The 12,469-nt window shown below is 66.7% G+C and carries 7 protein-coding genes and 3 rRNA genes; 6 read left to right on the top strand and 4 right to left on the bottom strand.

The features are described 5' to 3' along the window. Position 1: 1 nt before the first annotated feature. Positions 2-835 carry a histidinol-phosphatase HisJ family protein gene (locus JKP76_RS04330; RefSeq protein WP_200489703.1) on the bottom strand — a complete coding sequence of 278 codons (834 nt, stop codon included), beginning with the start codon at positions 833-835 and terminating at the stop codon, positions 2-4. A 79-nt stretch (positions 836-914) separates the two neighbouring features. On the opposite strand from JKP76_RS04330, the gene JKP76_RS04325 reads away from it, so the two are divergent. From JKP76_RS04325 to rrf, 5 genes are all read left to right on the top strand, one after another. Next, a complete protein-coding gene (locus JKP76_RS04325; protein ID WP_200489702.1) occupies positions 915-3,131 on the top strand; it encodes a RecQ family ATP-dependent DNA helicase in 2,217 nt (738 codons plus the stop codon). Positions 3,132-3,192: 61 nt separating this feature from the next. Then, positions 3,193-3,822: an alpha-ketoglutarate-dependent dioxygenase AlkB gene (locus tag JKP76_RS04320; protein WP_200489701.1), complete on the top strand. Its 630-nt coding sequence runs from the start codon at positions 3,193-3,195 to the stop codon at positions 3,820-3,822. A gap of 407 nt (positions 3,823-4,229) precedes the next feature. Beyond that, positions 4,230-5,748 (top strand): 16S ribosomal RNA (locus JKP76_RS04315). 492 nt (positions 5,749-6,240) lie between these two features. Next, positions 6,241-9,359 (top strand): 23S ribosomal RNA (locus tag JKP76_RS04310). A 107-nt stretch (positions 9,360-9,466) separates the two neighbouring features. Further along, positions 9,467-9,583 (top strand): 5S ribosomal RNA (gene rrf / locus JKP76_RS04305). The 16S, 23S and 5S rRNA genes sit together here, the layout of an rRNA operon. A gap of 426 nt (positions 9,584-10,009) precedes the next feature. On the opposite strand, the gene JKP76_RS04300 is transcribed toward rrf, so the two are convergent. The 3 genes from JKP76_RS04300 to JKP76_RS04290 are packed head-to-tail and all read right to left on the bottom strand — an operon-like array spanning position 10,010 to position 11,993. Then, positions 10,010-10,705 (bottom strand): hypothetical protein, encoded by a 696-nt coding sequence (locus JKP76_RS04300; RefSeq protein WP_200489700.1) that lies wholly within the window; start codon positions 10,703-10,705, stop codon positions 10,010-10,012. Beyond that, entirely contained in the window at positions 10,702-11,634 is a 933-nt protein-coding gene (locus JKP76_RS04295; RefSeq protein WP_200489699.1) for an ABC transporter ATP-binding protein, read from the bottom strand. The genes JKP76_RS04300 and JKP76_RS04295 overlap by 4 nt, the downstream gene beginning before the upstream one ends. Further along, positions 11,631-11,993, bottom strand: a complete 363-nt coding sequence (locus tag JKP76_RS04290) for a GntR family transcriptional regulator (protein WP_200489698.1) — start codon at positions 11,991-11,993, stop codon at positions 11,631-11,633. The genes JKP76_RS04295 and JKP76_RS04290 overlap by 4 nt, the downstream gene beginning before the upstream one ends. Positions 11,994-12,152: 159 nt before the next feature. On the opposite strand from JKP76_RS04290, the gene JKP76_RS04285 reads away from it, so the two are divergent. Next, positions 12,153-12,461 (top strand): DUF4333 domain-containing protein, encoded by a 309-nt coding sequence (locus JKP76_RS04285; RefSeq protein ID WP_200489697.1) that lies wholly within the window; start codon positions 12,153-12,155, stop codon positions 12,459-12,461. Positions 12,462-12,469 lie beyond the last annotated feature (8 nt).

Genomic DNA, 12,469 nt, shown 5'->3' with positions numbered 1-12,469 from the left:
CTCAGCGCCGCCAGAAGTCGAACCGGTCGCGACCGGGACGGAAGCCCGCCGCCTCCACGACGTCGACCGCCAGGTCGAACTTCTGCCCCACGGCGGCCGGGCTGTGCGCGTCGCTGCCGAAGCTGACCGCCTCGCCGCCCTCCTCGTGGAACCAGCGCATCTGGTCGGCCGAGGCCAGCGGGCTGCTGGTGTTGATCTCCAGCGCCCGGCCGGAGCGGGCCAGCGCGCGGAAGACGGCCCGGTACTCCTCCTCGAACTCCTTCTCCACGTACCGGTGCGTGCCGCCGGGCCAGTAGCGGCGCGGGAAGTCGACGTGCGCGAGCACCTGGAAGACGGCGCTGCTCTCCACCATGTCCACCAGCTCGGCCAGGTAGCGGCGCATCGTGCCGTCGTCGTCCTGCCAGAGCAGGTGCCCGACGCCGTACAGCCGGCCGCCCTGGGAGAGGGAGTGCAGCGAGCCGAGGATGCGGTCGACCGGCGCCTGCCGCAGGTAGGAGGCGACGCTGCTGCCGAACAGGTGCGGCTCGCCGGTCTCGACGCCGGACAGGATGCGCAGCTCGGGGAACCGACCGCGGACGTCCTCGAGCTCGGCGAAGTACCCCTCGACGTCGATCTCCGCGTGCCGGGAGGCGTGCCGCTCGACCAGGCCCTCGTCGGTGGCCCGGTCGTCGGGGTCCCACACGGTGAAGTCGAGGTGCTCGGTGAACGCGATCGCCGGCAGGCCCAGCTGCACGGCCCGCTCGCAGGCCTTGCGCATCGTGGAGGAGTCGGCGGTGTCCCAGGACCAGTGCGTGTGGACGTGGTTGTCCGGCGGTCGCTGCCCCTGGTGTGCCATCGCCTGTGGATTCTCCACCGCTGTCCACCGGTTCCGCTCGCGGGCCCGTCCTGTTGTCCCCGGTGCCTACTGTCGGGGCATGACGACCGCAGCGCCCACGTCCGAGATCGCCGACGAGGCGCTGGCCGTCCTCCGCGAGCTCACCGGCCGCCCCGACGCCGTCTTCCGCGAGGGCCAGGACGCCGCGGTGTCGGCGCTGGTCGAGCGCTCGCAGCGGGCGCTGGTCGTGCAGCGCACGGGCTGGGGCAAGTCCGCCGTCTACTTCGTCTCCACCGCGCTGCTGCGCCGCCGCGGCAAGGGGCCGACGCTGCTGGTCAGCCCGCTGCTGGCGCTCATGCGCGACCAGGTGGCCGCCGCTGCGCGTGCAGGCATCCGCGCGGTGGAGATCTCCAGCGCCAACATGACCGAGTGGGACGACATCGCCGCCCGCCTCGCCGCCGACGACGTCGACGTCCTGCTCGTCTCCCCCGAGCGGCTCACGAACCCGCGGTTCCGCGAGGAGCAGCTGCCCGGGCTGGTCGCCCGCTGCGGTCTGGTCGTGGTCGACGAGGCGCACTGCGTCTCCGACTGGGGCCACGACTTCCGGCCCGACTACCGCCGCATCCGCGACCTGCTCGGCACCCTGCCGTCCGGGACGCCGGTGCTCGCGACCACCGCCACCGCCAACGAGCGCGTGGTGGACGACGTCGCCGAGCAGCTGGGCGCCGGCGGGGTCGAGGTGACGACGGTGCGCGGGCCGCTCTCCCGCGACTCGCTGCGGCTGGGCGTGCTGCGGCTGCCCTCGGACCGCGCCCGCCTCGCCTGGCTGGCCGCCCGGATCGGCGACCTCCCGGGCAGCGGGATCGTCTACACGCTCACCGTGGCCGCGGCAGAGGAGACCGCCGCCCTGCTGCGGGACGCGGGCCACGAGGTGCGCGCCTACACCGGCCGGCTGGACGACGCCGACCGCAAGGACGCCGAGGAGGCGCTGCGCGAGAACCGGGTCAAGGCGCTGGTCGCCACCTCCGCGCTGGGCATGGGCTTCGACAAGCCGGACCTCGGTTTCGTCGTCCACCTGGGGGCGCCGTCCTCGCCGGTCAGCTACTACCAGCAGGTGGGCCGTGCCGGCCGCGCCGTCGAACACGCCGACGTGCTGCTCCTCCCCGGGCCCGAGGACATCGCGATCTGGCAGTGGTTCGCCACGTCCTCCATGCCGCGGGAGGACCACGCCGCCGCCGTGCTCGGCGCGATGGCCGACGGCAAGGCCTGGTCGGTGGCCCGGCTGGAGACCGTCGCGGACGTGCGCCGCTCCCGGCTGGAGCTGCTGCTCAAGGTGCTGGCCGTCGACGGGGCGGTCGAGCGGGTGCAGGGCGGGTGGCGTTCCACCGGGCGGCCGTGGGTGTACGACGCCGACCGCTACTCCCGCGTCACGCGCACGCGCGAGGCCGAGCAGCGGGCGATGCTCGCCTACGCCAAGCCCGTCGACGAGGCCGAGTGCCGGATGGCCTTCCTCCAGTCCGCCCTGGACGACCCGACGGCCGCCCCCTGCGGGCGCTGCGACGTCTGCGCCGGCCCCTGGTACTCGACCGACGTGCCCGAGGCCGCCGCGGAGGCCGCCTCCGCGGCGCTCGACCGGCCCGGCGTGGAGCTCGCGCCGCGGGCCCAGTGGCCCACCGGCGCGGACCGCCTGGGCGTGGACGTCAAGGGCAAGATCGCCGCCGGCGAGCAGCTCGAGCCCGGCCGGGCCGTGGCCCGGCTGACCGACCTGGGCTGGGGGCAGCGGCTGCGCACCCTCCTCGGTGACGACGGCGTGGGCGGCGTGGTGGACCTGGAGGCCCCGGGCATCGAGGAGGACCCGGACGCCGCCTTCGACGTGCCTCTGCAGCACAACCTCGCCGACGTCCCTCCGGACGAGGAGCTGCTCCGCGCCTGCGCCCGTGTGCTCGCCGCCTGGGACTGGGCGCAGCGCCCCGTCGCCGTCGTCGCGGTGCCCTCGCGCCGCCGGCCCCGGCTGGTCACCGGCGTCGCGCAGGGGCTGGCCCGCATGGGCCGGCTGGACTACCTGGGTGAGCTGTCCCTGGCGCACGGCGGTCCGACCGGCCAGCCCGGCGGGAACAGCGCCTTCCGGCTGGCCGCCGTGTGGGACCGGATCGTCGTCGGCCCCGAGCTCCGCGACCGGCTGGCCGAGCTCTCCGGACCGGTGCTGCTCGTGGACGACCTCGCCGACTCCCGCTGGACGATGACCGTGGCCGGCCGGGAGCTGCGCCGGGCCGGGGCGTCGGCCGTCCTGCCCTTCGCCCTCGCGCTCACCGCCTGACCGGACGTCCGTCCACAGCTTTTCGCACACATGTGCGAAAAGTCGGAGTAGCGTCCCGGGCATGACGCTCGCCCATCAGCCGTCGATGTGGGACGTGGCCGAGGAGGCCACGCTGACACCCCTGGCCGGCCGCGTGCAGCGGCACGAGCTGAGCGCCGGCGCCTGGGTGGACCACCTGCCCGGCTGGGTGTCCGGCTCGGACGAGGTCCTCGAGGTGCTGCTGGGGGACATCGGCTGGCGCGAGGACCGGCGCCAGATGTACGAGCGCGAGGTGGCGGTGCCGCGGCTGCTCCGCTGGTACGGCGCCGGCGAGGTACTGCCCCACCCGCTGCTCACCACGGCCCGCACGGCGCTGGACGTCCACTACGGACCCGAGCTCGGCGAGCCGTTCGTCAGTGCCGGCATGTGCCTGTACCGGGACGGCCGGGACAGCGTCGCCTGGCACGGCGACCGCCTGGGCCGCGGCCGCTCGGGCAGCACGATGGTCGCGATCGTGTCCTTCGGTTCCCCGCGCCCGTTGCTCCTGCGCCCGGTCGCCGGCGGCCCGAGCCTCCGGTTCCCCCTCGGTCATGGCGATCTCGTGGTCATGGGCGGTACCTGCCAGCGCACGTGGGAGCACTGCATCCCCAAGACGGCCAAGCCGGTGGGCCCGCGGGTCAGCGTCCAGTTCCGCCCGCGAGGGGTCGCCTGACGCCTCCGCCAGCACGTTCCGCGACGTCCGTGCACGGCAGAAAGCCCGGAATCCCGGGGATCCGGTGTCCCCGGAGGCTCGCCACGGACCCCCGGGGGACCCCCCCTGCAGGGCCCCCTGGAGGGCGTGTAGTGTTCTCCATGCGCCGCGCGGAGCTGAGGCTCCGCCGGACCGGGACCCGCCGCTGGCGGGGGCAACGGAAACCGGCGTAGTGTTGGACATCCAGCCGCAGACGGAGCCCGGAAGGGTCGAGTTTGTGCGCGTCCGCTCTTTGAGAACTCAACAGCGTGCCGAAAGTCAGTGCCAAGTAATACCCCGTGCCGGGGGCTTTGTGTTTCCGGCTGGGATTCCTTTGGTTGATTGATATCGAGAGTGCTAGCTCTCGGTTCTCAGCCGGTTCAAATTCATCTACGGAGAGTTTGATCCTGGCTCAGGACGAACGCTGGCGGCGTGCTTAACACATGCAAGTCGAACGGTGAACCCGCTTCGGTGGGGGATCAGTGGCGAACGGGTGAGTAACACGTGGGCAACCTGCCCTCAGCTCTGGGATAACTTCAAGAAATTGGGGCTAATACCGGATGTGACTGCTGACCGCATGGTCTGGTGGTGGAAAGATTTATCGGCTGAGGATGGGCCCGCGGCCTATCAGCTTGTTGGTGGGGTAGTGGCCTACCAAGGCGACGACGGGTAGCCGGCCTGAGAGGGTGACCGGCCACACTGGGACTGAGACACGGCCCAGACTCCTACGGGAGGCAGCAGTGGGGAATATTGCGCAATGGGCGAAAGCCTGACGCAGCGACGCCGCGTGGGGGATGACGGCCTTCGGGTTGTAAACCTCTTTCAGCAGGGACGAAGCGAAAGTGACGGTACCTGCAGAAGAAGCACCGGCCAACTACGTGCCAGCAGCCGCGGTAATACGTAGGGTGCAAGCGTTGTCCGGAATTATTGGGCGTAAAGAGCTCGTAGGCGGTTTGTTGCGTCGGCTGTGAAAACCTGAGGCTCAACCTCAGGCCTGCAGTCGATACGAGCAGACTAGAGTGTTGCAGGGGAGACTGGAATTCCTGGTGTAGCGGTGAAATGCGCAGATATCAGGAGGAACACCGGTGGCGAAGGCGGGTCTCTGGGCAACAACTGACGCTGAGGAGCGAAAGCGTGGGGAGCGAACAGGATTAGATACCCTGGTAGTCCACGCCGTAAACGTTGGGCGCTAGGTGTGGGGCTCATTCCACGAGTTCCGTGCCGCAGCTAACGCATTAAGCGCCCCGCCTGGGGAGTACGGCCGCAAGGCTAAAACTCAAAGGAATTGACGGGGGCCCGCACAAGCGGCGGAGCATGTTGCTTAATTCGATGCAACGCGAAGAACCTTACCTAGGCTTGACATGCACGGAAATCCTCCAGAGATGGTGGGTCCGTAAGGGCCGTGCACAGGTGGTGCATGGTTGTCGTCAGCTCGTGTCGTGAGATGTTGGGTTAAGTCCCGCAACGAGCGCAACCCTCGTTCTATGTTGCCAGCACGTCATGGTGGGGACTCATAGGAGACTGCCGGGGTCAACTCGGAGGAAGGTGGGGATGACGTCAAATCATCATGCCCCTTATGTCTAGGGCTGCAAACATGCTACAATGGCCGGTACAAAGGGCTGCGATACCGCGAGGTGGAGCGAATCCCAAAAAGCCGGTCTCAGTTCGGATTGGGGTCTGCAACTCGACCCCATGAAGTTGGAGTCGCTAGTAATCGCAGATCAGCAATGCTGCGGTGAATACGTTCCCGGGCCTTGTACACACCGCCCGTCACGTCACGAAAGTCGGTAACGCCCGAAGCCGGTGGCCCAACCCTTGTGGAGGGAGCCGTCGAAGGCGGGATCGGCGATTGGGACGAAGTCGTAACAAGGTAGCCGTACCGGAAGGTGCGGCTGGATCACCTCCTTTCTAAGGAGCAACTCGCCGGCAAGCATCAGCTTGTCGGTGCAGAGCCATGCCAGGCCAGGATGTGCCCTCCAGTTTCGGGGGGTGCGCGGGGTGCCTGGGTGGTGCTCGAGGGTGGAACGCTGACCAGTTCGGCCGGCAGCTGGTGCTGCTCCTAGTACGGCATCTCTTCGTGTTCTTCGGGACGGGTAGGGGTGTGGGGAACGGGGTGGTGGTGGTGGGTTGGTCGTAGGCACGCTGTTGGGTCCTGAGGGAGCGGACCATCCCCGTGCGCGGGGGTGATCGGGTTCTTCGTGTCAGGGCCTTCCTGTTTCTCGTACCGCCGGCCCCTCGTGGGGGTGCCGGGTCTGGCGGGGTCGTGTGGAGGGTGTCTGGTCGTACGTTGAGAACTGCACAGTGGACGCGAGCATCTTTTTGACTCTTATTTGCATGAGAGTTCTTGTAGGCCCGCACGACGGGTGTCCTTCCGGGCGCTGTTGTGTGGGATTTTTGTGTGGCCAAGTTGTTAAGGGCACACGGTGGATGCCTGGGCACCAGGAGCCGATGAAGGACGTAGGAGGCTGCGATAAGCCTCGGGGAGCTGTCAACCGAGCGTTGATCCGAGGATTTCCGAATGGGGGAACCCCGCACCAGTCATGTGGTGTGACCCGCGCCTGAACACATAGGGCGTGTGGAGGGAACGTGGGGAAGTGAAACATCTCAGTACCCACAGGAAGAGAAAACAACCGTGATTCCGTGAGTAGTGGCGAGCGAAAGCGGATGAGGCTAAACCGATCGCATGTGATAGCCGGCAGGCGTTGTGTGGTCGGGGTCGTGGGACCGTTCCGAGTGTTCTGCCGAGCACTCAGGGAGTGAGAAAAGCACGTGTTAGTGGAAGGCCTCTGGAAGGGGTCGCCGTAGAGGGTGAGAGCCCCGTACACGAAAACATGTGCTCTCCCGAGCGTCATCCCAAGTAGCACCGAGCCCGTGAAATTCGGTGTGAATCTGGCGGGACCACCCGCTAAGCCTGAATACTCCCTGGTGACCGATAGCGGACAAGTACCGTGAGGGAAAGGTGAAAAGTACCCCGGGAGGGGAGTGAAATAGTACCTGAAACCGTGTGCCTACAAGCCGTGAGAGCCTTAGGATTTCGGTCCGGGGTGATTGCGTGCCTTTTGAAGAATGAGCCTGCGAGTTAGTGGTACGTGGCGAGGTTAACCCGTGGGGGGTAGCCGTAGCGAAAGCGAGTCCGAACAGGGCGATTCAGTCGCGTGCCCTAGACCCGAAGCCGAGTGATCTACCCATGGCCAGGTTGAAGCGCGGGTAAGACCGCGTGGAGGACCGAACCCACTTAGGTTGAAAACTGAGGGGATGAGCTGTGGGTAGGGGTGAAAGGCCAATCAAACTCGGTGATAGCTGGTTCTCCCCGAAATGCATTTAGGTGCAGCGTCACGTGTTTCTTGCCGGAGGTAGAGCACTGGATGGCTAATGGGCCCCACAAGGTTACTGACGTCAACCAAACTCCGAATGCCGGTAAGTGAGAGCGTGGCAGTGAGACTGCGGGCGATAAGGTTCGTAGTCGAGAGGGAAACAGCCCAGATCATCGGCTAAGGCCCCTAAGCGTGTGCTAAGTGGAAAAGGATGTGGAGTCGCAGAGACAACCAGGAGGTTGGCTTAGAAGCAGCCACCCTTGAAAGAGTGCGTAATAGCTCACTGGTCAAGTGATTCCGCGCCGACAATGTAGCGGGGCTCAAGCACACCGCCGAAGCCGTGGCATTCATGCTTTTCCTGTCGGTCCTTGTGTGGGCCGGCCAGGTGTGTGGATGGGTAGGGGAGCGTCGTGTGGCGGTCGAAGCGGCGGAGTGATCCAGCCGTGGACGCCACGCGAGTGAGAATGCAGGCATGAGTAGCGAGAGGGGAGTGAGAAACTCCCCCGCCGGAAGACCAAGGGTTCCTGGGCCAGGCTAATCCGCCCAGGGTGAGTCGGGACCTAAGGCGAGGCCGACAGGCGTAGTCGATGGACAACGGGTTGATATTCCCGTACCCGCGAAGGAACGCCCATGCTGAACCCAGCGATGCTAACCACCCGATCCACCGGTCCTCACTTGTGAGGCGAGTGTGGGGAGGCTGGGACCCGGACTGGTAGTAGGCAAGCGATGGGGTGACGCAGGAAGGTAGTCCTACCGGTGAGTGGTAGTACCGGTGCAAGGGTGTGGCCCGCGGGGTAGGCAAATCCGTCCCGCATACAGGGTGAGACCTGACGCATAGCCGAATGAGGCGAATTGGATGATCCTATGCTGCCGAGAAAAGCCTCTAGCGAGTTCCGAGCGGCCCGTACCCCAAACCAACTCAGGTGGTCAGGTAGAGAATACCAAGGCGATCGAGCGAACTGTGGTTAAGGAACTCGGCAAAATGCCCCCGTAACTTCGGGAGAAGGGGGGCCATCTACTGTCAACCGCCTTGCGCGGGGCAGCGGTGGGTGGCCGCAGAGACCAGTGAGAAGCGACTGTTTACTAAAAACACAGGTCCGTGCGAAGTCGTAAGACGATGTATACGGACTGACGCCTGCCCGGTGCTGGAACGTTAAGGGGACGGGTTAGCCGTAAGGCGAAGCTCAGAACTCAAGCGCCAGTAAACGGCGGTGGTAACTATAACCATCCTAAGGTAGCGAAATTCCTTGTCGGGTAAGTTCCGACCTGCACGAATGGCGTAACGACTTCTCAGCTGTCTCAACCACAGGCTCGGCGAAATTGCACTACGAGTAAAGATGCTCGTTACGCGCGGCAGGACGGAAAGACCCCGGGACCTTTACTATAGCTTGATATTGGTGTTCGGTTCGGCTTGTGTAGGATAGGTGGGAGACTGTGAAGCGGGCACGCCAGTGTTCGTGGAGTCATCGTTGAAATACCACTCTGGTCGAATTGGATGTCTAACTTCGGTCCGTGATCCGGATCAGGGACAGTGTCAGGTGGGTAGTTTAACTGGGGCGGTTGCCTCCCAAAATGTAACGGAGGCGCCCAAAGGTTCCCTCAGCCTGGTTGGCAATCAGGTGTCGAGTGCAAGTGCACAAGGGAGCTTGACTGTGAGACCGACGGGTCGAGCAGGAGCGAAAGCTGGGACTAGTGACCCGGCACCGGCATGTGGAAGCGGTGTCGCTCAACGGATAAAAGGTACCCCGGGGATAACAGGCTGATCTTCCCCAAGAGTCCATATCGACGGGATGGTTTGGCACCTCGATGTCGGCTCGTCGCATCCTGGGGCTGGAGTAGGTCCCAAGGGTTGGGCTGTTCGCCCATTAAAGCGGTACGCGAGCTGGGTTTAGAACGTCGTGAGACAGTTCGGTCCCTATCCGCCGTGCGCGTAAGAGACTTGAGAAGAGCTGTCCCTAGTACGAGAGGACCGGGACGGACGAACCTCTGGTGTGCCAGTTGTACCGCCAGGTGCACTGCTGGTTAGCTACGTTCGGCAGGGATAACCGCTGAAAGCATCTAAGCGGGAAGCTCGCTTCAAGATGAGGTCTCTCACCGGGTCAACCGGGTAAGGCCCCCGCCCAGACCAGCGGGTTGATAGGCCGGAAGTGGAAGCACCGCAAGGTGTGGAGCTGACCGGTACTAATAGGCCGAGGGCTTGACCACACACACCCACTCGGGCCTGTGTGAGTAAGAGCCGGATAACAAGATTGCTTCGCGTCCACTGTGCGGTTCTGAACGCACGAACCAGGCATGGTTCAAGTTCACAGAGTTACGGCGGCCATGGCGAGAGGGAAACGCCCGGCAACATTCCGAACCCGGAAGCTAAGCCTCTCAGCGCCGATGGTACTGCCCTGGAGACGGGGTGGGAGAGTAGGACGCCGCCGGACAACCATTCCCGAAGGGGCCCCAGCATCCGTGCTGGGGCCCCTTCGTCGTCCCCCGGAAACCCCTGCACCACGTTCGGGCCGGAAGGGGACTTTCGGTACAGAAAGTCCCGGCCGCCAGCGGACTTTCGGTACAGAAAGTCCCGGCCGCCAGGGGGCTTTCGGTACATGAAGTCCCGGCTGGGAGGGGGCTTTCGGTACAGAAAGTCCCGGCCGGGAGGGGACTTTCGGTACATAAAGTCCCGGCTGGGAGGGGACTTTCGGTACCGAAAGTACGGGCGGGTCGGGAGCGGGGAGCACCGCTCCGAGAGAGTGGTGAGCGCTCCCCCGGTGCCGGGCGTTGCTCGCGTGCTGCGCGCGTGGCGCAGTGGCGAGCCCTCGTTCCGTCACGGTGACGGAACGAGGGCTCGAGAGTGCGGTGACGTCCGGCTACGGCACGACGCGGCGGATGCCGGGGTAGGAGATCAGCGCCACGACGGCGGCGATGGCGAGCGGCAGGCCGGCGGTGAGCGCGAGCGTCGACTGGTCGGCGAACCAGTCGCCGACCGTCCGCCACGCCTCTAGGAGGCTGATCAGGATCGCCAGGCCGCCGAAGAAGACGAGCGTGCCGATCATCAAGCCCCAGGTGCCGGTCTGACCCCACCGCTGGTGCACGATGCCGATCCCGATGCCCACGGACATGAACGCCAGCATCGGAGCCCCCGACGCGAGGATCTGCAGGAACACGTCGTCCACCTCGAAGACCCCCGGTGCCCAGAAGCTCAGTCCTGCGCCCCAGCCGTCGGTCGCGTTCTCGATCGCCACGAGGACGGCGATCGACAGGCCGTAGAGCAGGGCCTGGGCCGCGGCCACGAGCGCCGTCCCGAGGTAGAACGTGCGCCGGCTCAGGCTGATGCCCATCGAGAAGGGGAGCAGCTGGGTCACCGCCTGGACGTAGACCACCAGCACGGTGATGTAGAGCGCCAGGATGCCGCCGGAGAAGCCGCCGTCGTCCTCGCCGGCTGGCGTCAGGTGCCAGACCGCCACGTTGATCGCGAAGCTGATCCCCACGACCAGCCAGGGGATCCCGAGGATCACCAGGGGGTGGACGAGGTGCATGCGGCCGGCGCGGAGGACGCGGTTCACGAGGAGACCTCCTCGAGGTCGACGGGGTGGATGGGTGCGCGCGTGGCGGGCGTCTGCAGGCTCATCGCGACCACGAGCTGCTGCAGGCTGGTGGGCTCGACGGTGAGTCCCTGCTCGGCGGCCGCGCGGCGGTCGGCGGCTCCGCCGATCCGGACGACCGCCCGGCTGGAGCCGGCCAGGGTCTCCGTGTGCAGCGGGTCGTGCTGCCGGGCGAAGGCCTGCACCGCGCCCACCGGGCCGGTGACCGTGACGGCGCTGCCCCGGAGCGACTCGGTGTCGGCGTCGAGCAGGACCCTGCCGCGGTCGATGAGCAGCACCCGCTCGAGCAGCGGCGCGATCTCCTCGATGAGGTGCGTCGAGAGCATGATCGTGCGCGGGTGCTCCGCGTAGTCGGCGAGCAGTCGGTCGTAGAACAGCTGCCGGGCGACGGCGTCCAGCCCCAGGTAGGGCTCGTCGAAGAGGGTGAACGGGGCGCGCGAGGCCAGCCCGATGATGATGCCGACCGCCGAGGTCATCCCCCGGGAGAGCTTCTTCACCGGCCGCTTGACGGGCAGGTCGAAGTCGCGCAGCAGCGAGGCTGCGAGGTCGTCGTCCCACTCGGGGAAGACCATCGCCGCGGCGCCGAGGGCGTCCTGGACCCGGAAGTGGTCGGGGTAGCGCTGCCCCTCCTTGATGAAGCAGGTGCGGCGCAGGACGTCGTCGTTCTCGTACGGCTGCGCGCCGAAGACCTCGATGCGGCCCGACGTCGGCACGCGGTGGCCGGTGAGCAGCTGCATCATCGTGGTCTTGCCGGCGCCGTTGCGGCCGAGCAGGCCGGTGATCGAGTCCTGCTCGACGGCGGTCGTGACGGCGTCCAGGGCGGTGTGCCCGCGGAAGCGCATGGTGACGTCGTCGACGGTGGCCACCGCCGTGGTGCGGGGCGCGGTCATCGCGGGTCCTCCGGGGTGGTCAGCATGGCGGTGAGCTCCGCGGTGCTGATGCCGAGCTTCTGCGCCTCGGTCAGCAGCGGGCGGACGTACTGGTCGGCGAACTCGGTCCGCCGGCGCTTGAGCAGCTGCTCGCGTGCGCCCGGGGCGACGAACATCCCGACTCCTCGTCTCTTGGAGAGGACCCCGTCGGCGACCAGCTGGTTCAGGCCCTTGGCCGCCGTCGCGGGGTTGATCCGGTGGAAGGCGGCCAGCTCGTTGGACGAGGGGGCCTGGCTCTCCTCGGCGAGGGAGCCGTCGACGATCGCGTTCTCGATCTCGGCCGCGACCTGCCGGAAGATGGGTCCGGCCTCCTCGTTCACGAGCCGACCCCGCGGGACGCCTGGTCCCTGGGTTCATTACTCATGTAACGAACCATAGAAGCGATGGGAGCGGTTCCGCAAGGTAGGTGGCTCCGGAGGGGTCGGGGCGGGCGCGCACTAGGGTCGCCGCAACACCCGTGCACACCCCTGGAGGACCCCGTGGCCCGTCGCCTGCTGTTCACCCTCGTGGCGGGCGGGACGCTGGCAGTGCTGTCCGCCTGCGGGGTCGGGACGCTCTCCTCGGACCAGGTCGCCGAGACGGCCGAGGATGCGCTCGAGGGGGAGGTCGGGACCCGCCCGGACATCGAGTGCCCGGACGCCCTCGACAAGGAGGAGGGCGCGTCGACGCGGTGCACCCTGACCGCCGGCGACGACCCCACCACGTACGGCGTCACGGTCACCGTCACCTCGACCGACGGCGACACGAAGCTCGGCGTCACGGTGGACGACGAGCCCCAGGACGACTAGCCCAGGAC

Source organism: Blastococcus sp. TML/C7B, assembly GCF_016612845.1.
In the GTDB taxonomy this organism is placed as follows: domain Bacteria; phylum Actinomycetota; class Actinomycetes; order Mycobacteriales; family Geodermatophilaceae; genus Blastococcus.
Note: the sequence above shows the minus strand (reverse complement) of the source record. Positions and strands in the feature narration are given on the sequence as shown.